Source organism: Streptomyces sp. NBC_01233, assembly GCF_035989305.1.
Lineage (GTDB): Bacteria > Actinomycetota > Actinomycetes > Streptomycetales > Streptomycetaceae > Streptomyces.
The window spans coordinates 7,076,992-7,102,560 of record NZ_CP108514.1 but is presented as its reverse complement, the minus strand read 5'-3'; the positions used below and the strand labels follow the sequence as shown (position 1 = coordinate 7,102,560).

At 72.9% G+C, this 25,569-nt stretch carries 7 protein-coding genes; 4 read left to right on the top strand and 3 right to left on the bottom strand.

Annotation, left to right across the window (positions count from 1 at the left end; genetic code table 11):
- Positions 1 to 423 precede the first annotated feature (423 nt).
- Entirely contained in the window at positions 424 to 1,332 is a 909-nt protein-coding gene (gene argB / locus OG332_RS33355; RefSeq protein WP_327416918.1) for an acetylglutamate kinase, read from the bottom strand.
- Between the two features lie 416 nt (positions 1,333 to 1,748).
- On the opposite strand from argB, the gene OG332_RS33350 reads away from it, so the two are divergent.
- The gene (locus tag OG332_RS33350) at positions 1,749 to 1,985 is read left to right on the top strand and encodes an MbtH family protein (RefSeq protein WP_327416917.1); all 237 of its coding nucleotides are present in this window, start codon (positions 1,749 to 1,751) and stop codon (positions 1,983 to 1,985) included.
- A 108-nt stretch (positions 1,986 to 2,093) separates the two neighbouring features.
- Here OG332_RS33350 and OG332_RS33345 read toward each other — a convergent pair whose 3' ends face one another.
- A complete protein-coding gene (locus OG332_RS33345; RefSeq protein WP_327416916.1) occupies positions 2,094 to 3,452 on the bottom strand; it encodes a lysine N(6)-hydroxylase/L-ornithine N(5)-oxygenase family protein in 1,359 nt (452 codons plus the stop codon).
- 193 nt (positions 3,453 to 3,645) lie between these two features.
- Here OG332_RS33345 and OG332_RS33340 point away from each other — a divergent pair, with 193 nt between their 5' ends.
- On the top strand, positions 3,646 to 4,335 hold the full coding sequence (locus OG332_RS33340) for an FMN-binding negative transcriptional regulator (protein WP_327416915.1): 690 nt from the start codon (positions 3,646 to 3,648) through the stop codon (positions 4,333 to 4,335).
- 78 nt (positions 4,336 to 4,413) lie between these two features.
- On the opposite strand, the gene OG332_RS33335 is transcribed toward OG332_RS33340, so the two are convergent.
- Positions 4,414 to 5,235 (bottom strand): LmbU family transcriptional regulator, encoded by an 822-nt coding sequence (locus OG332_RS33335; protein ID WP_327416914.1) that lies wholly within the window; start codon positions 5,233 to 5,235, stop codon positions 4,414 to 4,416.
- A gap of 468 nt (positions 5,236 to 5,703) precedes the next feature.
- Here OG332_RS33335 and OG332_RS33330 point away from each other — a divergent pair, with 468 nt between their 5' ends.
- Both OG332_RS33330 and OG332_RS33325 read left to right on the top strand, forming a co-directional pair.
- Positions 5,704 to 6,894: a cytochrome P450 gene (locus tag OG332_RS33330; RefSeq protein WP_327416913.1), complete on the top strand. Its 1,191-nt coding sequence runs from the start codon at positions 5,704 to 5,706 to the stop codon at positions 6,892 to 6,894.
- A 110-nt stretch (positions 6,895 to 7,004) separates the two neighbouring features.
- Positions 7,005 to 25,460: an SDR family NAD(P)-dependent oxidoreductase gene (locus OG332_RS33325; RefSeq protein ID WP_327416912.1), complete on the top strand. Its 18,456-nt coding sequence runs from the start codon at positions 7,005 to 7,007 to the stop codon at positions 25,458 to 25,460.
- Positions 25,461 to 25,569: the final 109 nt, after the last annotated feature.

Here is a 25,569-nt window from a genome sequence, read left to right as displayed (position 1 = left end):
CGGGCGGCCGGCCAGTTCGGACGGCCGCAGGCCTGGTCCGCGGCCCGGAGCGGGCCGGTCGAGGCGAAGAAGGCAAAGAAGGCGAAGGAGGCGCCGCTGGACGCTTCCTACGACGTCGGGTCGATGACGCCAGCATGGCACACATATGGCGCCACCGTCGCGCCACATCTGAGCCAGAGCGGCAGTCTGGCCGAAAGGCGCTGCCCGCCCGGTCGGGGCACAGCCCCTTCCAGGAGAGCGGGCGCACTGCGCCGACCTGCGCCGCGACGCCCCGGAACACCCCCGGAACCGGGCGCGGACAAGGCCGCGCGAGCCGTCACGTTCCGGCCGGCATCCATCAGACCCTCCCGCCGCGCCCGGCGGCGCCGGTCCGGCCAATGTGACGCCACGGTGACACCATCCCGGCTCGTCCGGCCGGTGGGCTCACGCCGGCACCTCCGCCTCTTCCAGGTCCGGCACGATCACCGTGCCGACCCCTTCGTCCGCGAACATCTCCAGCAGGATCGCGTGCGGGACCCGCCCGTCGATCACCCGCGCCATGTCGACGCCGCCCCGCACCGCGTGCAGGCAGCCGGTCATCTTGGGGACCATGCCGTCGGCGAGCTCCGGCAGCAGCTTCTCCAGTTCGCGGGCGGTGAGTCTGCCGATGACCTCGTCGCTGAGCGGCCAGCCCGCGTACAGGCCCTCGACGTCGGTGAGCATGATCAGCTCCTGGGCGCGCAGAGCGGTGGCGAGCGCCGCGGCCGCGGTGTCGGCGTTGACGTTGTAGACGTGACCGTCCTCGGCGCTGCGGGCGACCGGGGAGACCACCGGAATGCGGCCGTCCGCCAGCAGCGCCTCGATGGCTCCGGTGTCCACCCGGGATATGTCGCCGACCCTGCCGATGTCCACCGGTTCGCCGTCGATCCACGGCACGTGCCGGGTGGCGGTGAGGGTGTCCGCGTCCTCGCCGGTGATGCCGACGGCGAGCGGGCCGTACGCGTTGATCAACCCGACCAGTTCGCGCTGCACCTGTCCCGCGAGCACCATGCGGACCACGTTCATGGCGGGGGTCGAGGTGACCCTGAGCCCCGCCCTGAACTCGCTGGCCAGACCGCGTCGTTCGAGCTCGGCGCCGATCTGCGGACCGCCTCCGTGGACGATCACGGGCTTCAGTCCGGCGTAGCGCAGGAAGACCACGTCGCGGGCGAAGGCGGCGGTCAGCGCCTCGTCGACCATGGCGTGTCCGCCCAGCTTGATGACGACGGTCCGGTCCTGGTGGCGGGTCAGCCAGGGCAGCGCCTCGCCCACGGACCGCGCCTTGGCCAGGGCAGGATGCTGGCGGGTCGTCATGAGAACCTCGCGCGCAGGGTGAAGAGAACGCCGGCCGCGCTGGTGACGCTCATCGGCACAACTCCTTCTGTGGAGGACTCAGGGCTCCCGGAAAACGTGAATTCCCGCGGCACGGGCCGCGGTCACCGGTCCAGCATCGCGCGGGGGAAGGGCCCACCGGAAGCCCATTCCCGGGAACTCGGTGCAGAACAGCGAAGATTCGGGGCAGTCTGTTACCGCTGTCCCGTCAACAGGACAGCGGGGAAAGCGCATCGACGACCGGTGGAGCGCTTCACGGGCCCACCGGTCTCCACGGGGCGCCCGAAAGATGCCATGATCGGGCATGGCGGTCTCGCCAACTCCATCCCCACTAACGGATGACGGTCCGTTTCCCGGCCGGGAAGCGGACCGTGAACGGCTTGAATTGGAGTGCATTCATGAGCAGCAACCCGTTCGACGACGCTGACGGCCGGTTCTACGTCTTGGCGAACGACGAGGAGCAGCACTCGCTGTGGCCTTCGTTCGCCGAGATTCCGGCCGGCTGGCGCATCGTATTCGGCGAGGAAAGCCGCCAGCAGTGCCTGGAGCACGTCGAGGCGAACTGGACCGACCTCCGTCCGAAGAGCCTGCGCGACGCGATGGCCGCCGACTCGGTTTCCGCCGGCGCCGCGTGAGGTGAATGCGGCATTCCACGGAATGGCCGAAGACGGACGAAGGGTGGGCCCCGGTGCTGGAGGAACAGCACCGGGGCCCACCCTTCGGCGTGGGGGAAGAACGCGGGGTCAGGCCCGGCCGGCCGCGCCCGCGACCTCGACGGCACGCGCCCCGGCCTGCTCCTGTTCGGCCCGCCGCAGCACGATGGAGTCGGCGATCTCGCCGCTGCGCACGGCGATGTTCGACAGCAGGGACGAGGACAGCCCGTGGGTGTGCTCGGTGCCGCCCTGGAGGTAGATCCCGCAGGACGGTCCGGTCGCGGTGACGAGCCGGTAGTCGCGCTCCACCCGGTGCCGGCCGCTCACGTCCCGCAGGAAGTGGCGGTCGAAGTCTCCGAGCAGGCGGGCCGGGTCCATGCCCTCGTAGCCGGTGGCGAAGACGAGCGCGTCGACGTGCAGCTCCTGCGGCTCGCTGTCGAGCAGCGAGTTCAGGGTGAGCCGCGTGTCGCTGCCGTTCCGGGTGACCTCGGCGACCCGGGTGAGGTTGAGGAAGTACAGCCGCTTGCTGCCGCGCACCTCCTCCTCGTACGAGCGCTGGTGCAGGTCGCGGATCACCTCGTCGTCGACGACCGAGTAGTTCGTGTTCCGGTGGTAGTGCCAGAAGGCCTCCCGCGCCTGGTCGGTGCCGAAGTAGTACTCGTCGACCGCTGCCGGGTCGAACACCTGGTTGGCGAAGGGCGTGTCGTCCGCGACGGAGTACCCGTAGGACGGGATGACCGCCGAGACGCGCGCGTGCGGAAGCTTGTCGTACAGGAACCTGGTGATCTCGGCCGCGCTCTGGCCGGCTCCGACCACCGCGACGCTCTTGAGCCCGCTTGGGTCGAGGCTGTGGAACTTCTCCAGGAACTCGGAGCTGTGCCACACCCGCTCGTCGCGCGCGACCCCCGCCGGCATGCGCGGCACCAGGCCCGTCGAGATGGTCACGTTGCGCGCGCGGACCTGGCGGACGCCGCCCGCCGCGTCGCGGACCTCGAGCCGGAGGTGCTCGGGGGTCCCGGATCCGCTGTCCTGCTCGGGCCGGATCGCCGTGACCTCCGATCCGTAGGAGACGCGGTCGGCGAGGCCCGACGCCGCCCATTCCAAGTACTGGTGGAATTCCTGCCGGGTCGGGAAGAAGTCCTGGTTGTTCACGAACTGAACCAGTCGGCCCGCGGCGTGCAGATACGAAACGAAGCTGAAGCGGGACACCGGATTGCGGAAGGTGGCCAGGTCCTTCAGGAACGAGATCTGCATGGTCGTCGACGGCAGCAGCATGTTGCGGTGCCAGCCGAAGGCGGGCTGCCGCTCGAAGAATGCGGCCTTGACCGGATGCTCCGGAACATTGGCCCGGTGCTCTTCCAGAGCGATCGCGAGCGACAGGTTGGACGGGCCGAAGCCGATGCCGACCACGTCGTATATCTCGTGGTTATGCGTACCCGTTGTACCCATAGACAATTCTCCCGCTAGCGTCTTGGAATCTCGACCGGTGATCCGGGAGACCTCTATTCAGTATTGCGCCGGAGAACGTCCCGGCGCCAACCTGAACACGTCAAGAAGACGATCCTGGCGACCCTGACGCGGACCGAATACCGAAGACCCCTGTCCGGCCGACAGGACAGCGGTACGGTCGGTCCGGATTTCCATGTCCTCGCGCATTTGCGCCGACCGAAAGGGTGAATTCCGGATGTTCGTCCCCAGCAACTATCGCGAACCGGACGGTTCGTGGATGACCGATCTGATACGAGACAATCCACTGGCAATGGCGGTGACCAACGGGACCGCCGAAAACGGGCCCTTCGCCACACACCTGCCGGTCATCGCGGACCCGCAGGCGAACGAAGAATGGTCGGACGACCTGTCCGGCGGCATTCTGCTCGGACACATGAACAGGGCCAATCCGCACTGGGCGGCGCTGGAAACGGGAAGCCTCGTCCTGCTGACCTTCACCGGACCGCATTCCTATGTCTCGCCGACGGTGTACGAGAAGTCGCCGGCCGCCCCTACGTGGAATTTCACCTCGGTGCACGTGCGAGGCGTGGTGGAGAAGATCGACTCGATCGAGGCGACGATGGGAGTCGTGCAGTCGACCGTGCGCGCCTTCGAGGAGTCGAAGTTCGGCACCGGCTGGGACATGTCCGATTCCCTCGGCTACTTCCGGCAGATCGTGCCCGCCGTGGGCGCCTTCCGGGTCACGGTCACGGGGGCCGAGGGCATGTTCAAGCTCAGCCAGGAGCAGCCCTCCGAGGTCCGCGGACGCGTGCTGGACTCGTTCACCCACAGCCCGTGCACCCGGCAGCGCGACACGGCCGACCTGATGCGCCAGCTGCCCTGATCCACGAGGCCGGCCCCAGCCTTCAGGGCCCACACTCCCGAGGGAGTGCGGGCCCTGTGACCCGTACCGCCGGGGCGGTCAGGCGGTGATGGCCAGCCGCTGCCCGGAGCCGGCCGACGGCGCCGGTCCGTCGAGTTCCGCGGATCGATCGGGCTCCGCGGATCGATCGGGCTCCGCCGGTCCGCCGGAATCCGCCGCCCCTTTGAGCTCCGCGGGCCCATGGTCGTCCTCCAGCCTTTCGAGCTCCTCCAGGGCTTCCTTCGCCGCGCTGTCCAGGGTCACCAGCACCCAGCGCTCGAAGTCGACGCCCGCCTGCTCCGCGGCCTTGTGCCACCACTGGAGCCGGCTGCCGGGCACCTCCAGCCGCCGCGTCGGCTCGGCGGGCAGCCTGACCTGCGCCTCGTCCTCGCGGGCGGCACGGATGGCGCTGCGCAGCTGCTTGGTGGTCCACTTCCGCTGCTCGGCCCGGTCGAGCCAGGTTTCCTGCTCGTCGTGCGGCAGGGAGGCCAGCTCAGCGTGGTGCTGGAAGCTCAGGGCGCCCCGCCGACGGCTGAAGTCGAACCGCCGGGAGACCCAGGCGTAGTTGCGCAGGGTCTGGTACTGCAGCCCGGCGGCGCGGATGCCGCGCTGGTAGCGGTCGGTGTAGTGGTCCTTGCCGTACACGAGCCAGTCGCCGAGCCACCACGAAGAGGAGTCAACGATTCCGGACAGCTGGCGTCCGGCCTTCTCCCAGTCGTCGAAGGACATCCCCGCCGGCATCTGCAGGCCCACCTTCGTGGTCAGCACCTGGCCACGACGCGGATCCTCGCCCACGGCCCGCCGCTGCCTCGGCGCCAGCTCGGGACTCGTACGGATCTGCCCGATTCTCGATCCCTCGATGTCGCTGGCCTGAATCGCCATCATGCCTCCATGTGAAGGGTCCACAGATCAGGCGTGGAGGCTCCCAGCCCGTGCTAAAGGCAGGCCAAAGCGGCCGGACGCCGACTCGTCCCGCGGGCGCGGGCCCTGCGGGCCGTCCCGTCGACGGGACAGCGTCACGGAGCTCATCGAACAATTGAACAGCCGTCGGACGTTGTCGGCTCCATTCTGTTCTCCGCTTCCCGGGCGGAGGGTATGTTCATTCTCGGCCAGAGTTTCTCCGCTGCGGCCCACGAGAATTCACGGCGCCGCCGACCCGGCTTGTTCAAGAGGCATCAGAGGTAAAAGCGTGGCGGTCTTTGTCCATATATTCACGCGCCCGCACCGCGCCTCCCCAATTCAGCTCGTCCAGTCAATTCAGCAGAAGCAGGAGGGTCGGAAATGACGCAGTGCGGGGCCGGGCACCGGCTTCTGATCACCTGACCGCCGAACACAACGGGGAGGAATCACATGAAGCACCGCAGCGCCGGCCCGCTGGGCCCGCTTCCGGAGTTCCTTGGGCAGTACGTGGCCGGGGAGGGGAACGTCCCGGACTGCATCGACGTCGTCCCCTTCTTCACGCCCGCCGGGGACAAGATGTGGCTGGTGTGCGACTACGCGCTGGCCCGCAAGGTCCTGACGGACAAGCGGTTCAGCCGCGCCGAGGCCGTCACGCCGCACGCCCCGAAGCTCAACGACGCCCAGCCCGTGCCCCATTCCATGATGAGCATGGACGGAGCCGATCACTCCAGGCTGCGGCGCGTCGTGACCAGGGCGTTCACCACCGGCCGGACCAACGCGATGGCCCCGGCCGTGGAGGAGCTCGCCGACCGGTACCTCGACGCCATGGCCGCGTCGGGGCCGGGCACCGACCTGATCGAGGCGCTCGCGGCGCCGCTGCCGCTCGCCGTGCTGTGCTCGCTGCTGGGCGTTCCGCCCGAGGACGGCACACGGTTCCGCGACTGGGTCGAGGTGCTGTTCGACATCTCCGCCAGCACCCCCCAGGAGAAGGCCCGCCGCAGGCTCGAACTCATCGACTACATGGCCGACTTGATCGACCGCAAGCGCCGCCGGCCCGAGGACGACCTGCTCACCTCCATGGTCGGGGCGCACGAGCAGGGCGACCTGTCCATGGGCGAGCTGCTCACCATGGGACTCACCCTCCTGATGGCCGGCTACGAGACCGTCGTCGGGCAGATCGGCACGTCGGCGCACGCCCTGCTCCGCGACCCCGCCGCGTACGAGGAGCTGTGCGAGCAGCCCGACCGGCTGGCCCCCACGGTCGAGGAGCTGCTGCGCCTGACCCCCTCCACCCCCATCAGCTTCCCGCGCGTCGCGGTGGAACCGGTGCCGCTCGGCAGCGTCACGGTCCAGGCCGGGGAAGGCGTCATCGTCTCCCTGCTGCACGGCAACCGTGACGGCAAGACGTTCGCGGACCCCGAACTGCTCGACCCGCAGGGGCACGACGCCGCCCATCTGACGTTCGGCCACGGGGTGCACCGCTGTCTCGGCGCGCCGCTGGCCAGGCTCCAGCTACAGATCGTCCTGGAGCGCCTGCTGCGGCGGTTCCCGACGCTCCGCCTGGCTCCCGGCCCCGACGCCGTGGTCTGGAAGGACGGCCTCGGCACGCGCGGGCTGTCCCGGCTGCTGGTGGAGTGGTAGCCGCTCCGCGCAGGCCGGTCGTACAGGCGGGTCGCCTCCCGGGTGTTCCGGGCGTCCGCCATTCAAGTGCTGCTCCCTGGAACACCTTTGGACTTGGAGTGAGGATCCGCATGTCTGTCGAGACCACCCGCCGCGATGCCGAGCTTGTCGGGGACGCCGGGAATGCCGGGAATGCCGGGGAGCCTGTTGCCGTCATCGGGCTGTCCTGCCGCTACCCGGGCGCGCGCGCCGACGGGGCGGCCGGCTCCGAGAGCTTCGAGGGCTTCGAGGGCTTCGACTCGGGCCTCTTCGGCCTCGCGCCGGACGCGGCCGCGTCGATGGACGCGGGGCAACGGCTCCTGCTCGAACTGGGCTGGGAGGCTCTGGAGGAGGCCGCCATCGTGCCGGCCGCGCTGCGCGGCTCCCGCACGGGGGTCTTCCTCGGCGCGCCCGGCCTCGACCGGGCCGCGGATGCGGATGCGGATGCGGATGCCGGCACGGACACCGCCCTGGAGGCGGACCCCGCCGAGGGCGTCCGCGCCGTACTCGGCCTGAGCGGAGCGGCCCGGACCGTGACCGGCGGCGACCCCTCCGCCCTGACCGCGGTGCACCTGGCGTGCGCGAGCCTGCGCTCCGGCGAGAGCGGGACAGCGCTCGCGGGCGGTCTCGACGCCGGACCCGCGGGCGGGGCCGTTCTCGTACTCAAGCCCCTGGCACGGGCCCTGGCCGACGGCGACCGCGTGCGCGGCGTGCTGCTCCGCACCGGGCCTGCCGCCGAGCAGGCCGAGGGCGGGCACGTCGGTACCGCCGGGCTGGTCGAGGCCCTGCGCTCCCCCGCCTCCCCCGGGCGGCCGGTCATCGTCTCCCGCGTCGACGCCGACGGCACGGCCTGGTCCGTGGAGGTCGCCGAGGCGCCCCGTGCCGAGCGGGAACCTTCCGCCGGCCCGGCCGCCTTCCGGGGCGGCACCCTGCCCTGGCTGCTCTCCGGAGCGAGCGCGGCCGCCGAGCGCGCGCAGGCCGGGCGGCTCCTGGCCCGGCTCACGGAGAGCGCCGCGGACGCCGAGGACACCGCGGGTACTACAGGCGCCACCACCACCGGCACCGAGAGCGCCCAGGCCGCCCCACGCCCCGGCATCGCCGCCATCGGCCACTCCCTCGCCGTGTCGCGCACCGCGTTCGCGCACCGCTCGGTCCTGCTGGCCGGCACCGAGGCCGAGTTCGCCGAGGAGCTGGCCGCGCTCGCCGAGGGCCGCCGCGGCTCCGGGCGCGTGAGCGGCACGGCCACGGCACGCGACCGGGCCGTCTTCGTCTTCCCCGGCCACGGCGCGCAGTGGCCCGGCATGACCGCCGACCTGCTCGACACCTCGGACGTCTACCTCGCCAGCATCCGGGCCACGGCCGAGGCGCTCGCCCCGTACGTCGACTGGTCCCTGGAAGACGTCCTGCGCGAGGCGCCCGGCGCACCCGCGCTGGACCGCATCGACGTCATCCAGCCCGCCCTGTTCGCGACGGCGCTCGGCCTCGCCGCCCTCTGGCGCTCCTTCGGCATCGAGCCCGCCGCGGTCGTCGGTCACAGCATCGGCGAGCTCGCCGCGGCCGTGGTCGCGGGCGGGCTGACCCTGGAGGACGGCGCCCGCGCCAGCGCGCTGTGGGGCAAGGCGCAGGCCCGGCTCGCGGGCCGGGGTTCCATGCTCTCGGTCCTGTTGCCCCTCGACGAGGTGCGGACGCGCCTGGCGCCGTGGGGCGAGAAGCTGGCCGTCGCGGGCGTCAACGGGCCGCGGTCGATCGCCGTCGCGGGCGACATCGACGCGATCGAGCGGCTCCAGGAGGAGTTCACCGCCGAAGGGGTGCGGGCCCGCCGGGTCGCCATCGACTACGCGCCGCACTGCGCGCACGTGGACGAGATCCATGAGGAGCTGCTCACCGTCCTGGCCCCACTGCGGCCACGGAAGGGGACCATCCCCTTCTATTCCGCTCTGACCGGCGCCCTGCTGGACACCCGCTCGCTGGACGCCTCGTACTGGTTCCGCAGCCTGCGCGAGCCCGTGCTGTTCGAGAGCTCGATCCGGTGCCTCACCGACCACGACCTCTTCGTCGAGATCAGCCCGCACCCGGTGATGACCCTGCCCGTCGAGCAGATCCTGGAGACCACCGACTCCACGGCTCTCGCGGTCGGTTCGCTGCGCCGCGGCGCGCACGGGCCGCACCGCTTCCTGTCCTCCGTGGCGCAGGCGTACGCGCACGGCGCCCCGGTGGACTGGAGTCCCGTCTTCCCCGCGGACGCCCCGGTCGTCGCCCTGCCCACGTACGCCTTCCAGCGCAGCGCCCCCGGTGCGGCCGCCGACCCCTTCGGGACCGGCGGGGATCCGGAGCGCACGGCCAGGTTCCTCATGGACCTGGTGCGCTCCGAGGTGGCCCTCGTCCTCGGCCGCGGAAAGGGCGGGGACATCGACCCCGCCCGCTCCTTCCAGGAGCTCGGATTCGACTCGGCGACCGCCGTGGAGCTGCGCAACCGGCTCTCCGCCGCCACCGGGCTGAAGCTGCCGACCACCCTCCTCTTCGACCGCCCCACCCCCGAGAAGCTGGTCGCCCGGCTCGCCGAGCTCTCGGGCGTCGTCTCCGCGCACGAGCCCGTCTCCCGCGCGGTCGCGCGCCGGGTCCCCGGCTCCGACGAGCCCATCGCGATCGTCTCCATGGCCTGCCGCTTCCCGGGCGGCGTGGCCTCCCCGGAGGACCTGTGGCGGCTGCTCGTGGAGGAGCGGGACGCCGTCACCGAGTTCCCCGGCAACCGCGGCTGGGCCCTGGAGACCCTCTTCGACGGCGACCCGGACCGCGCGGGCCGCTCGTACACCCGGCAGGGCGGGTTCCTGCACGACGTCGACCGGTTCGACGCCGAGTTCTTCGGGATCAGCCCGCGCGAGGCCACCTCCATGGACCCGCAGCAGCGCATGGTGCTGGAGACCGTGTGGGAGGCCGTGGAGCGGGCCGGGATCGATCCCGCCGCCCTGCGCGGCAGCGGCACCGGCGTGTACGTCGGCGCCATGGCGCAGGACTACGGCCCGCGCCTGCACGAGGCGGGCGAGGGCGTCGGCGGGTACCTGCTGACCGGCACCTACACGAGCGTGGTCTCCGGCCGCGCCTCCTACACCCTGGGCCTGGAGGGCCCCGCCGTCACGGTCGACACCGCGTGCTCGGCCTCTCTGGTGGCCCTGCACATGGCGGCGCAGGCACTGCGGGCCGGCGAGTGCGAACTGGCTCTCGCCGGTGGTGTGACGGTGATGGCGACCCCCGGCATGTTCGTGGAGTTCAGCCGCCAGCGCGGCCTGTCGGTCGACGGGCGCTGCAAGTCCTTCGCGGAGGCGGCGGACGGCACCGGCTGGGGCGAGGGCGTCGGCATGCTGCTCCTGGAGCGGCTCTCCGACGCCCGACGCAACGGCCACGAGGTCCTCGCGGTCATCCGGGGATCGGCCGTCAACCAGGACGGGGCGAGCAACGGGCTCAGTGCGCCCAACGGCCCCTCGCAGGAGCGGGTGATCCGCGAGGCCCTCGCCGCCTCCGGGCTGTCGGCCGCCGACGTCGACGCCGTCGAGGCGCACGGCACGGGCACCCGGCTCGGCGACCCCATCGAGGCGCAGGCCCTGCTCGCCACCTACGGTCAGGGCCGCGCGGCCGACCGGCCGCTGTTCCTGGGCTCGCTCAAGTCGAACATCGGGCACACCCAGGCCGCCGCCGGCGCGGGCGGCGTCATCAAGATGGTCATGGCGATCCGCAACGGCCTGCTGCCCCGCACCCTGCACGTGGACACCCCGACCACGCACGTGGACTGGGCCGGCGGCGCGGTCTCGCTGCTCACCGAGGCCACCCCGTGGCCGGAGGGCGACCGGCCCCGCCGGGCCGGCGTCTCCTCCTTCGGCGTCAGCGGCACCAACGCCCACCTCGTCCTGGAGCAGGCCGCCGAGCCCGTGCCCGCCGAACCCTCGCCCTCGCCCGCGCCCGCCGAGCCGACGCCTTCCGGAGCCGGGGCGACCGCGGCCGTCCCCTTCCTCCTCTCCGCCAAGAGCGACCAGGCGCTCCGCGCGCAGGCCGGCAAGCTGCTCGACCAGCTCCGGGACCGGCCGGGCGACCGCCTCGAGGACATCGGCTACTCCCTCGCCGTCGGCCGCGCCCACTTCGACCGGCGGGCCAGCGTGGTCGCCGAGGACCTCGCGGGCCTGGAACAGGGCCTGCGGGCGCTGGTCGACGGCGCCACGGACCGCGGTCTGGTCACCGGGCAGAGCCGGCCCGCGGCCCGTCCCGTGTTCGTCTTCCCCGGTCAGGGCGCGCAGTGGGTGGGCATGGCGGCCGGCCTGCTGGAGTCCTCCCCGGTGTTCGCCCGCCGGATGGCCGAGTGCGCGGCGGCCCTGGAGCCGCTGGTGGACTGGTCGCTCCTCGACGTCGTACGCGGTGTCGAGGGGGCTCCGGGCTTCGAGCGGGTGGACGTCGTACAGCCCGTGCTGTGGTCGGTGATGGTGTCCCTGGCCGCGGTCTGGCGCTCGCTGGGCGTCGAACCGGCGGCGGTCGTCGGCCACTCGCAGGGCGAGATCGCCGCGGCCTGCGTGGCGGGCGTGCTCAGCGTCGAGGACGCGGCCCGGGTGGTGGCGCTGCGCAGCCGCGCGCTGACCGTGCTGTCGGGCCGGGGCGGCATGATGTCCGTGGCCCAGCCCGTCGCGTGGGTACGGGAGCGGATCGGCGCCTGGGAGGGCCGGATCTCGGTCGCCGCGGTCAACGGTCCGTCCCAGACCGTGGTGTCCGGCGACCCGGAGGCCCTCGACGAGTTCCTCGCCCAGGCGAAGGAGCAGGGGGCGCGGGCCCGCCTCGTGGACGTGGACTACGCCTCCCACTCGGCCCATGTGGAGGAACTCGAGGACGAGTTGGCGCGGATCCTCGACGGCATCGAGGCGCGCCCGGGCAAGGTCCCGGTCTACTCCTCGCTGACCGGCGCGCTGCTGACCGACACCGGCCTGATGGGCGCCGGGTACTGGTACCAGAACCTGCGCGAGACGGTGCAGTTCGAGCAGGCGGTCGGCGAGCTGCTCGCCGCCGGCCACCACACCTTCATCGAGGTCAGCCCGCACCCGGTGCTCACCATCGGCGTGCAGGCGGCCCTCGACGAGGCCGGCGCGCGGGGCGCCGCCCTGGGCACCCTGCGCCGCGACGAGAACGAGGCCGGACGCCTGCTGCTCTCGCTCGGCGAGGCCCACTGCCACGGCGTGCGCGTCGACTGGTCGGCCGCGTTCGACGGTACGGGTGCCCGGCGGGTCCAGGTGCCGACGTACGCCTTCCAGCGGAGCCGGTTCTGGCTCGACACCCCGGTCACGGCGGAGGACCCGTCGGGCCTCGGCCTCGCCTCCGCGGAGCACCCCCTGCTCGGCGCGATGACCAGCCTCGCCGACCGCGAGGGCGTGCTGTTCACGGGCCGCGTCTCACGGCGCACCCACCCGTGGGTCGTCGACCACGCGGTCGTCGGTACGGTCCTGCTGCCCGGCACCGCCCTGGTCGACATGGCCGTCTCCGCGGGCGACCGCTTCGGCTACGACCACCTCCGGGAACTCGTCCTGGAGGCACCGCTGATCGTCCCCGAGGAAGGCGGCATCCACCTCCAGGTCGCCCTCGGTCCCGCCGAGGAGTCGGGCACCCGCTCCGTCACCGTCCACTCCCGCCCCGAGGGCGCGGCGGAGGAGGAATGGACCCGGCACGCCTCCGGCCTGCTGGCCACCGGCGAACACCCGGTCCCCGCCGCCACGCGGACCTGGCCGCCGGAGGGCGCGCGGTCCGTCACCCGTGAGGACACCTACGACCGGCTCGCCGACCGCGGTTACGAGTACGGGCCGGTCTTCCAGGGCCTCGGCCGGGTCTGGCAGTCGGGCGAGGAGCGGTTCGCGGAGGTCTCCCTCCCCGAGGAGCAGCACGCCGACGCCACGGCCTTCGCCATCCACCCGGCGCTCCTCGACGCGGCCCTGCACGCCGTGCTGCTCGGTGACGGCGCCGAGCTGACCATCCCGTTCTCGTTCAACGGGGTCACCCTGCACGCCACGGGCGCGACCGCGCTGCGGGTGCACGTGGTTCCCTCCGGCCCCGACAGCGCCTCGCTGACGGCCACCGACCCCGACGGACAGCCCGTCGTCACGGTCGACTCCGTCACCCTGCGGCCGGCCGGTGACCTCCGCGCGGCCACGGGTGCGGGCAAGCACTCCGGCCTGCACCGGCTGGGCTGGAAGCCCCTGCCGCAGACGGTCTCGGAGACCACGGCCGGGCTGTGGGCGGTACTGGGTTCGGACCCGCACGATCTGGCCGCGGCCGTCTCCGGGGACACGTACGCCGACGTCGCCGAACTGCGGACCGCTCTCGGTGACGGCGCCCAACTTCCTTCCTTCATAGCCCTGTCAGAGGGGACCGCCGAGGTGCACGCGGCGGTTCAGGACACCCTCGCCACCCTGCAGGAACTGCTCTCCGACACCACCCTGGACTCCACCCGGATCGTCCTGCTCACCCAGGGCGCCGCCGCCCTCACCGCCGACGAGGACCTCCACAACCTCCCCGCAGCAGCCCTCACCGGCCTCATCCGCACCGCCCAAAACGAATACCCCGACCGCCTCACCCACCTCGACATCGACACCACCCAGGACCTGGCCGCCGCCGCACACACCGCAGCCACCACCCCCGACACCCAACTCACCCTCCGCAACGGCCAACTCCACACCCCCCGCCTCGAAAACACCCCCACCAACGCCGAAAACACCCCGACCAAACCCCTCGACCCCGAAGGCACCATCCTCATCACCGGCGGCACCGGCGGACTCGGCCACATCCTCGCCCGCCACCTCGTCACCCACCACGGCGCCAAACACCTCCTCCTCACCAGCCGCACCGGACCCAACGCACCCGGCGCAACCCAACTCCACGACGAACTCACCACAGCCGGCGCCCACATCACCATCACCGCCTGCGACACCGCCGACCGCAGCCAACTCATCCGCCTGCTGGACTCCATCCCCACCCAGCACCCCCTCACCGCCGTCATCCACGCCGCCGGCACCCTCAACGACGCCACCCTCGACAACCTCACCCCCCACCACATCACCCAAGTCCTCCACCCCAAAACCGACGCAGCCTGGAACCTCCACCAACTCACCTCCCACCTCCCCCTCACCCACTTCATCCTCTTCTCCTCCATCGCCGGACTCATCGGAAACCCCGGCCAAGCCAACTACGCCGCCGCCAACACCTACCTCGACGCCCTCGCCCACCACCGCCACCACCACAACCTCCCCGCCACCAGCCTCGCCTGGGGACTCTGGGACACGGCCAGTGCAATGACCAGCGGGCTCAGCGAGCTCGACGTCAAGCGGTGGGCACGCAAGGGCGTGCTGCCGATCTCCGCCGAGCGCGGGATGGAGATCTTCGACGCGGCCCTCGTCTCGCCGGAGCCGCTGCTCGCCGCGGCCGACCTGGACCTGCCGACCCTGCGCTCCCCGGACCGGTCCGCGCCCGCCCTGCTGCGCACCCTGGTCCGTACCCCGCGCCGGCGCGCCGTGGCCGCCGCCGCGTCCGGCACGGGCGGTTCTTCCTGGGCCGAGCGCACCGCCGCTCTCCCCGCCGCCGACCGCCGGCGTACCGTCGGCGAGCTCGTACGCACCACCGTCGCCGCCGTACTCGGCCTCGCCGGTCCCGACGCCGTTGGCGAGGACACCGCGTTCAAGACCCTGGGCATGGACTCGCTGACCGGCCTGGAGCTGCGCCGCCGGGTCGTGGCGGTCACCGGCGTCACGCTGCCGGCGACGGCCGTCTTCGACCACCCCACCCCGGCCGCACTCGCCGAGTTCCTGACGGGCGAGCTGTCCAAGCTGGCCGGCGAGACCGAGGTGGTCCGTCCTGGCCGGCCGATCCCGGTGCGCAGCGCCTCCGACCACGAGGACCCGATCGTGATCGTCGGCATGGCCTGCCGCTACCCCGGCGAGACCCGCTCCCCCGAGGACCTGTGGCAGCTCGTCGCCGACGGCACCGACGCCATCGGCCCCTTCCCCACCAACCGCGGCTGGGCACTGGACCGGCTCTTCGACGGCGACCCGGACCGTGCGGGCCACTCGTACGCCCGCAACGGCGGGTTCCTCTACGACGCGGACCGGTTCGACGCCGAGTTCTTCGGGATCAGCCCGCGCGAGGCCGCGGCCATGGACCCGCAGCAGCGCCTGCTGCTGGAGGCCAGCTGGGAGGCGGTGGAGAACGCGGGCATCGCCCCGGCCACCCTGCGCGGCACCCGTACCGGTGTCTTCAGCGGCGCCATGTACAGCGAGTACGCCTCCCACCTGCGCAATGCGCCGGAGGCCGTGGAGGCCTACCGTACGACCGGCAACACGCTCAGCGTGGCCTCCGGCCGGGTCTCGTACACGCTGGGCCTCCAGGGCCCGGCCATGACCGTCGACACGGCCTGCTCCTCCTCCCTCGTCGCCCTGCACCTGGCCTCGCAGGCCCTGCGCCAGGGCGAGTGCACCCTCGCGCTCGCGGGCGGCGTGACCGTGATGGCGGTGCCCGATCTGTTCGTGGAGTTCAGCCGCCAGCGCGGGCTGGCGCCCGACGGCCGCTGCAAGTCCTTCGCGGACGCGGCGGACGGTACGACATGGAGCGAGGGTGTCGGCGTCCTGCTCCTGGAGCGGCTCTCCGACGCCCGCCGCAACGGCCACGAGATCCTCGCCGTCGTCCGCGGATCCGCCGTCAACCAGGACGGCGCCAGCAACGGACTCACCGCCCCCAACGGCCCCTCCCAGGAACGGGTGATCCGCGAAGCCCTCGCCGCCGCCGGACTCTCACCCGCCGACGTCGACGCCGTCGAGGCGCACGGCACCGGCACCACCCTCGGCGACCCCATCGAAGCCCAGGCCATCCTCGCCACCTACGGCCAGGACCGCGACGCCGACCACCCCCTCCACCTCGGCTCCCTCAAGTCCAACATCGGCCACTCCCAGGCCGCCGCCGGCGTCGGCGGCGTCATCAAGATGGTCATGGCCATGCACCACGGCACGCTCCCCCGCACCCTGCACGTCGACCGGCCCACCTCGCACGTGGACTGGTCGAGCGGCGCGGTGTCCCTCCTCACCGAGGCGACCCCGTGGCCCGAGACCGACCGGCCGCGCCGTTCCGCCGTCTCCTCCTTCGGGATCAGCGGCACCAACGCCCACGTCGTCCTCGAACAGGCCCCCGCCGCCGAGCCGAAGCCCGTCAGCGAGGCCACGGCCCCCCTGCCGATGGCGCCGTGGCTGCTGTCGGGCCACACCGAGGCCGCTCTGCGGGCCCAGGCGGACCGGCTGCTGGCCTTCGTCTCCGCACGCGTTGAGCAGCCGGATCCGGCCGATCGGCCGCAGGTCTCACTGCCCGACATCGGCCGGTCGCTGGCCGATGTGCCCGCGCTGCTGGCGCACTCCGCGGCCGTCGTCGCGGAGGACCGGGACGGCATTCTGCGGGCGCTCGCCGCGCTGGCCGCCGGTGCGGAAGCGCCGGAGCTGATCGCGGGTCCGCCGGCGGGTCGTGGCGGCGGCAAGACCGCGTTCCTGTTCACGGGTCAGGGCAGTCAGCGTCCCGGTATGGGCCGCGAGCTCTACGAAGCCCACCCCGTCTACGCCCGCGCCCTCGACGAGGTCTGCGCGCACCTCGACGAGCACCTCCGGCAGAGCGTTCCCCTCAAGTCCCTGCTCTTCTCCGACGAGGACCCCACCACCTCACCGCTCCACCAGACCATGTGGACGCAGGCAGCGCTCTTCGCCACGGAAGTCGCCCTCTACCGCACCCTCGAACACCACGGCCTCACCCCCGACTACCTCCTCGGCCATTCGGTGGGTGAACTCACCGCCGCGCACGTCGCGGGGGTCCTCTCCCTGGACGACGCCTGCACCCTGGTGGCCGTGCGAGGCCGTCTGATGCAGTCCGCCCCCACCGGCGGCGCCATGATCGCCATCGAAGCCACCGAAACCGAAATCCTCAACACCCTCCCCACCCACCACGGCCACCTCGACATCGCCGCCATCAACGGCCCCCACTCCACCGTCATCACCGGCGACCACAACGCAGCCCACCAACTCGCCACCACCTGGCGCAACAACGGCCGACGCACCTCACAACTCAACGTCAGCCACGCCTTCCACTCACCCCACATGGACGGCATCCTCAACGACTTCCGCACCACAGCCGCCACCCTCACCTACCACACCCCCACCATCCCCATCATCTCCAACCTCACCGGACAACCCGCCACCACCGAACAACTCACCAACCCCGACTACTGGGTCCAACACCTCCGCCACACCGTCCGCTTCAACGACGGCATCCAGTACCTCCACCACCAGAACATCACCACCTACATCGAGCTCGGCCCCGACCCCGTCCTCACCGCCATGGCCCGAGGCTGCCTGGGCGAGGAGGCCGCCCAGGGCGCGGTGTCGACCGTCGGCGTCCTGCGCAAGGGCCGCCCCGAGGCGCAGACCCTCGCGGTCGCCCTCGGCCATGCGGCCGTGCGGGGTGCGGCGCTGGACGTCGAGAGCCTCTTCCCCGGTGCGCGGCGGGTACTGCTGCCGACGTACGCCTTCCAGGGGGCCCGGTTCTGGCTGAACAGCCCTGCCACGCCCGAGGACGTGGCGAGTCTGGGTCTGACGCCGGCGGAGCACCCGCTGCTCGGTGCGGTGACCAGCCTCGCCGGCGGGGAGGGACTGCTGTTCACGGGCCGCGTCGCGCGGAGCACCCACCCGTGGATCGCCGACCACGCGGTCTCCGGAACGGTTCTGCTGCCCGGCACCGCCCTGGTCGAGATGGCCGTGGCGGCGGGCGAGCGCTTCGGCTACGACCGGCTCCGGGAGCTCGTCCTGGAGGCGCCGCTGGTCCTCCCCGAGGACGGCCGCATCCACCTCCAGGTGGCGCTCGGCGCCGAGGAGTCCGGTACGCGCTCCGTGTCCGTCCACTCCCGCGCCGAGGGCCGGGCGGACGAGGAGTGGACGCGGCACGCCTCCGGTGTGCTCGCCGAGGCGGGCCCGGGCCCGGTTCCCGCGGCCGGCTCGGCCGTCTGGCCGCCGGAGGGAGCCACCGGGATACCCGTCGGCGACCTCTACACCCGCCTCGCCGAGCGCGGATACACGTACGGCCCCACCTTCCAGGGCCTGCGGAGCGCGTGGAGACGGGGCACGGATCTGTACGCGGAGATCGCGCTCCCGGAGAGCATCGACGGGGACGGGTTCGCCCTCCACCCCGCCGCTCTGGACGCCGCGCTGCACGCACTGCTGATCGAGGATTCCGACGAGCTGACCATCCCGTTCTCGTTCAACGGGGTCACCCTGCACGCCGCCGGTGCGACCGCGCTGCGGGTGCACCTGGTTCCGAGCGGTACGAGCGCCGCCTCGCTCACGGCCACGGACGCCGACGGCCGGCCCGTCATCACCGTCGACGAGATCGCCCTGCGCCCGGCCGGAGACCTGCGGGACCGCAGCGGTCGCCTCGACGGGCTCTACCACCTGGTGTGGAAGCCCGTCCCGCAGGCCACCGAGCCGGCCGCCGGGCCGTGGGCGGTACTGGGTTCGGACCCGCACGGTCTGGCCGCGGCCGTGTCCGGCGAGGCGTACCCCGACGCGGCAGCGCTGCGGGCCGCGCTCGCCTCAGGCGGGCCGGTCCCCGGTGCCATCGCGCTCACCGAGCCGAGCTCGGAGGTGCACGCGGCGGTTCAGGACACCCTCGCCACCCTGCAGGAACTGCTCTCCGACACCACCCTGGACTCCACCCGGATCGTCCTGCTCACCCAGGGCGCCACCGCCCTCACCGCCGACGAGGACCTCCACAACCTCCCCGTAGCAGCCCTCACCGGCCTCATCCGCACCGCCCAAAACGAATACCCCGACCGCCTCACCCACCTCGACATCGACACCACCCAGGACCTGGCCGCCGCCGCACACACCGCAGCCACCACCCCCGACACCCAACTCACCCTCCGCAACGGCCAACTCCACACCCCCCGCCTCGAAAACACCCCCACCAACGCCGAAAACACCCCGACCAAACCCCTCGACCCCGAAGGCACCATCCTCATCACCGGCGGCACCGGCGGACTCGGCCACATCCTCGCCCGCCACCTCGTCACCCACCACGGCGCCAAACACCTCCTCCTCACCAGCCGCACCGGACCCAACGCACCCGGCGCAACCCAACTCCACGACGAACTCACCACAGCCGGCGCCCACATCACCATCACCGCCTGCGACACCGCCAACCGAGACGCACTCGCCCAACTCCTCGAAACCATCCCCACCCAGCACCCCCTCACCGCCGTCATCCACGCCGCCGGCACCCTCAACGACGCCACCCTCGACAACCTCACCCCCCACCACGTCACCCAAGTCCTCCACCCCAAAACCGACGCAGCCTGGAACCTCCACCAACTCACCTCCCACCTCCCCCTCACCCACTTCATCCTCTTCTCCTCCATCGCCGGACTCATCGGAAACCCCGGCCAAGCCAACTACGCCGCCGCCAACACCTACCTCGACGCCCTCGCCCACCACCGCCACCACCACAACCTCCCCGCCACCAGCCTCGCCTGGGGACTCTGGGACACGAGCACCGGCAGCATGGCCGCCCAGTTCTCGGAGGCCGACATCAAGCGGTGGGCCGCCAAGGGCATCCTTCCGCTGACCCCGGAACGCGGCATGGAGCTCTTCGACGCCGCGCTCACCGCCGGCCGGCCGGAGCTGGTGCCGATCGAGCTGGACCTCAAGGCGCTGCGCTCCCCGGAGCAGTCCGCGCCCGCCCTGCTGCGCACCCTGGTCCGCGCACCGCGCCGGCGGGCCGCCGCGGCCACCGGTTCCTCCTGGGCCGAGCGCACCGCCGAACTGCCCCCGGCCGACCGCCGACGTGCCGCAGGCGAGCTCGTACGCACCACCGTCGCCGCCGTACTCGGCCTGGCGGGCCCCGCCGCCGTCAACGACAGCGGGCCCTTCATCCAGCTGGGCATGGACTCCCTCACCGGTATGGAGCTGCGCCGCAGGCTGGCCTCGGACAGCGGCATCGCGGTTCCCGCGACCGCCGTCTTCGACCACCCCACGCCCGGTGCGCTCACCGACTTCGTCGTCGCCGAGCTCGCCGAGATCGCCGGTGAGGCCGCCGCCCGGCCGGTCCGGCGGGCCGCGGCCGGCGCGGGCGTCGGCCAGGACGACCCGATCGTGATCGTCGGCATGGCCTGCCGCTACCCGGGCGAGACCCGCTCCCCCGAGGACCTGTGGCAGCTCGTCGCCGACGGCACCGACGCCATCGGCCCCTTCCCCACCAACCGCGACTGGGACGTCGACGACCTCTACGACCCGGACCCCACCCGGGCGGGCAAGAGCTACACCCGGCACGGCGGGTTCCTCTACGACTCCGACCGGTTCGACGCCGAGTTCTTCGGCGTCTCTCCCCGGGAGGCGTTCGCGATCGACCCGCAGCAGCGCCTGCTGCTGGAGACCACCTGGGAGAGCTTCGAGCAGGCGGGCATCGACCCGACCACCCTGCGCGGCAGCCGCACCGGCGTGTTCGTCGGCACCATGTACGACGACTACGCCTCCCGCCTGTCCGCCGTTCCGGTCGAGTACGAGGGCTACCTGAGCACCGGCAGTGCCGGCAGCGTCGCCTCCGGGCGGCTGTCCTACACCTTCGGGCTGGAGGGCCCGGCCATCACCGTCGACACGGCCTGCTCCTCCTCCCTCGTCGCCCTGCACCTGGCCTCCCAAGCCCTGCGCCAGGGCGAATGCACCCTCGCGCTCGCGGGCGGCGCCACCGTCATGGCCACTCCGCGGCCCTTCGTGGAGTTCAGCCGCCAGCGCGGGCTGGCACCCGACGGGCGGGTCAAGTCGTTCGCGGCTTCGGCGGACGGCACCGCCTGGAGCGAGGGTGTCGGCGTCCTGCTCCTGGAGCGGCTCTCCGACGCCCGCCGCAACGGCCACGAGATCCTCGCCGTCGTCCGCGGATCCGCCGTCAACCAGGACGGCGCCAGCAACGGACTCACCGCCCCCAACGGCCCCTCCCAGGAACGGGTGATCCGCGAAGCCCTCGCCGCCGCCGGACTCTCACCCGCCGACGTCGACGCCGTCGAGGCGCACGGCACCGGCACCACCCTCGGCGACCCCATCGAAGCCCAGGCCATCCTCGCCACCTACGGCCAGGACCGCGACGCCGACCACCCCCTCCACCTCGGCTCCCTCAAGTCCAACATCGGCCACTCCCAGGCCGCCGCCGGCGTCGGCGGCGTCATCAAGATGGTCATGGCCATGCACCACGGCACGCTCCCCCGCACCCTGCACGTCGACCGGCCCACCTCGCACGTGGACTGGTCGAGCGGCGCGGTGTCCCTCCTCACCGAGGCGACCCCGTGGCCCGAGACCGACCGGCCGCGCCGTTCCGCCGTCTCCTCCTTCGGGATCAGCGGCACCAACGCCCACGTCGTCCTCGAACAGGCCCCCGCCGCCGAGACCACGGAGTCCCGCGACCCGGCGACCCCCGCCCAGCTGCCCTGGGTGGTCTCCGGCCGCGGTACGGAGGGCCTGCGGGCCCGGGCGGCCCAGCTGCGGCGGCTCGCCGCCGAGACCGGCACGGAAGGCGGCTTCGGCCTCGCACACCTGGACCTCGGTCACGCGCTGGCCACCACACGGGCGGCGCTCCCGGACCGTGCGGTCGTCCTCGCCGACGACCCGGCGGGTCTGCTCGCCGGCCTGGACGCGCTGGCCCGGGGCGAGTCCGTACCGCAGCTGGTGACCGGGGACTCCGGCAGGACGAACGGGGCCGCCGGACTCGCGTTCCTGTTCACGGGCCAGGGCAGTCAGCGTCCCGGCATGGGCCGCGAACTGTACGAGACCCACCCGGCGTTCGCCGAGGCGCTCGACGCCGTCTGCACGCGGATGGACGCCCATCTGGGTCTGTCGCTCAAGGAGCTGATCCTCGCCGGCGAGGGGAGCGAGCAGGCTGCTCTCCTCAACCGGACGCAGTACACGCAGCCCGCGCTGTTCGCCGTCGAGGTCGCCCTGTTCCGGCTGGTGGAGCACTACGGGCTGACCCCCGACTACCTCCTCGGCCATTCGGTGGGCGAGTTGGCCGCCGCGCACGTCGCGGGGGTCCTCTCCCTGGACGACGCCTGCACCCTGGTGGCCGTGCGAGGCCGTCTGATGCAGTCCGCCCCCACCGGCGGCGCCATGATCGCCATCGAAGCCACCGAAACCGAAATCCTCAACACCCTCCCCACCCACCACGGCCACCTCGACATCGCCGCCATCAACGGCCCCCACTCCACCGTCATCACCGGCGACCACAACGCAGCCCACCAACTCGCCACCACCTGGCGCAACAACGGCCGACGCACCTCACAACTCAACGTCAGCCACGCCTTCCACTCACCCCACATGGACGGCATCCTCAACGACTTCCGCACCACAGCCGCCACCCTCACCTACCACACCCCCACCATCCCCATCATCTCCAACCTCACCGGACAACCCGCCACCACCGAACAACTCACCAACCCCGACTACTGGGTCCAACACCTCCGCCACACCGTCCGCTTCAACGACGGCATCCGCTTCCTTCAGGACCAGAACATCACCACCTACCTGGAGTTGGGTCCGGACGGCGTGCTCACCGCCATGGCCCGTACGATCCTGGCCTCCGGGGAACCGGAGACCCGGGAGGCGGTCACCGCGGCCCCGCTGCTGCGCAAGGGCCGCCCCGAGGGCCTGACCCTCGCGGCCGCGCTCGCCCAGGCCTACGTACGCGGCGCGGACGTCGAGTGGGGCGGGTTCCTGCCCGGCGGCCGGGCCGTCGCCCTGCCCACGTACCCCTACCAGCGCGACAGCTACTGGCTGAGCGCCCCGGCCGCCCCGGTGGCGCCGAGGCAGGCCGGCGGGCACCCCCTGCTGGACCAGGCGGTCGAACTCGCGGCGGGCCACGGATGGCTGTTCACCGGCACGCTCGACGCCGGCGTGCATCCCTGGCTGGCGGAGCACGCCATCCTGGGCCGGCCGCTGTTGCCGGGCGCGGCCGTCGCGGAACTCGCCCTGTACGCGGCCCGGCGGGCGGGCGCGGCGCAGGTCGCCGAGCTCACCCTCGAACAGCCGCTGCCGCTGGACGAGCGCGTCACCGTCCAGCTGATGGTGGGCGCCCCCGGGCCCGACGGGACGCGCACCCTCGCGCTCCACTCGCGGCCCGAGGGGACGCCGGGCGCGGCATGGGTCCGGCACGCCTCCGGGCTGCTGGCCGACGAGGCCTCCGCAGTGCCCGACGACGCGGCCGACCTGGCCGTCTGGCCGCCCCAGGGAGCCGCCGAGATACCCGTCGGCGACCTGTACGCCCGCCTCGCCGAGCGCGGATACACGTACGGCCCCACCTTCCAGGGCCTGCGGACCGTATGGAGCCGCGGGAGCGACCTCTTCGCGGAGGTGGTGCTCCCCGCGAGCGCCACCGGCCCGCACCCAGACGGCTTCGGTCTGCACCCCGCCGCCCTGGACGCGGCCCTGCACACCGCCCTCGTCGGGGCCGGCGACGGGGACCGGCTGCTGGTGCCCTTCTCCTGGAGCGGTCTGACCCTGCGGACGTCCGGCGCCACGGAACTGCTGGTCCGCATGCGGCGGGGCGCGGGCGACAGCTACTCCCTGCTGATCGCCGACCTGTCCGGTGCACCGGTGTTCACCGCCGACTCGCTCGCCGTCCGCGAGCTGCGGGCGGACCCGGCGGCCGCCGCCGGACCGGTGCACGGGGCCGCACTGTTCGAGCTGCACTGGTCCCCTCTGCGCGAGACCGTTCCCGTTCCGGCCGGCCCGTGGGCCGTCCTGGGCGACGCGGACTCCGCCGTCGTGGATGCCGTACGGGCCGCCGGTGTGGCGGTGCGGGCCTACCCCGGCCTCGACGGGCTGCAGGACGCGGTCGACGGGGGCGCACCGGTGCCCTCCGTGGTCGTGGCCTCCGTGCCCGCCGTCCCGGCCGGGTCGGGCCGGGCCGTGCTCACGGCCCTGGCACCGGCCCAGCGCTGGCTGGCCGACGAGCGGTTCGCGGACTCCCGGCTCGCCTTCCTGACCGAGGGCGCGGTCGCCGCCCGGGACACCGAGTACCCGGATCCCGCCGTGGCGGCGGTCTGGGGGCTGATCCGCTCCGCCCAGTCGGAGCAGCCCGGCCGGTTCGCGCTCGTCGACACCGACGGGCGGCCCGAGTCCGTACGCGCTCTCGTACCGGCCCTGGCCTCGCAGGAACCGCAGCTGGCGGTGCGGGCCGGGCGGATCTCGGCGCCCGCCCTGCGCGGTCACCGGCCCGCCGTCACCGAGGACGCCCCGGCGGCCTTCGGAGCGGACAGCCACGTCCTGGTCACCGGTGGTCTGGGCACACTGGGCCGGCTGCTGGCCCGGCACCTGGTGGAGCGCCACGGGGTGCGGCTGCTGCTGCTGACCGGCCGCCGCGGTGCGGCGACGCCGGGCGCGGAGGAGTTCACGGCCGAACTGGGCGCGCTGGGCGCCGAGGTGGCCGTGGCCGCCTGCGACACCGGCGACCGGGCAGCCGTGGCCGCCCTGCTGGCCTCCGTACCGGCCGGCCGGCCGCTGACCGCGGTGGTCCACGCCGCGGGAGTGACCGACGACTCCGTCCTCGCCGGGCTCACCCCGGAGCGGATGGAAGGGGTGCTGCGGCCCAAGGCCGACGCCGCCCTCCACCTGCACGAGCTGACCCGGGACCTGGAACTGTCGGCCTTCGTCCTCTTCTCCTCGCTCGCGGGCACCCTGGGCTCCGCGGGACAGGGCAACTACGCGGCGGCCAACGCCTTCCTGGACGCCCTGGCCCAGCGGCGCCGGGCCGCGGGGCTGCCCGCCCTGTCCCTGGTCTGGGGCCTGTGGGCGCAGGAGAGCACGCTGACCGGCGACCTGGGCGCAGCGGACCTGAAGCGTCTGGCCCGCTCCGGGATCGGGGCGCTGTCCGCCGAGGAGGGCCTGGCCCTGTTCGACGCGGGCGCGGCCTCCGGCGCCGCGGTCCTGACGGCCGCCCACCTCGACCTGCGGACGGCGGATCCGGAGGCGGTCTCGGCCTTGCTGCGGGGGCTGGCTCCGGCCCGCCGCCGCGCGGGCGGCGCTCCGGCGGCCCCGGACACGGCGGCCGACCTGCGCGAGCGGCTGGCCCGGGCGCCCCGGCGGGAGCACCGTCACCTCCTGCTCGAAGCGGTACGGGTCGAAGTGGCGGCCGTACTGGGCCATTCGAGCCGTGACCGGGTGCCGGCCGACGGCCGGTTCCAGGACCTGGGCTTCGACTCCCTGACCGCGGTCGAGCTGCGCAACCGCCTGACGGCCGCGACCGGCGTCAAGCTGCCGCCCACGCTCATCTTCGACCACCCGACCCCGGGTGCCCTCGCGGACCGGCTGCGGGCCGCGCTCGTACCCGACGTCCCGGCGCAGGACGCCCCCGAGGAAGCCGTGAACGGCGCCGCCTGTCCCGACGGCACGGACCTGCCGGACGGCGGGAGCGCGCTCGACACCATGAGCGCCGACGACCTGGTCCGCCTGGCCCTGGGCGAGGGCTGACCCCCCGCCCGGCCCCGGCTCCGGACCCGTTCCGGACCCCGACCCAGACATCAGACCCACACCCAGCCCCCCACGGGGCCCCCAACAGGGAAGTACGGAGAGAACAGGA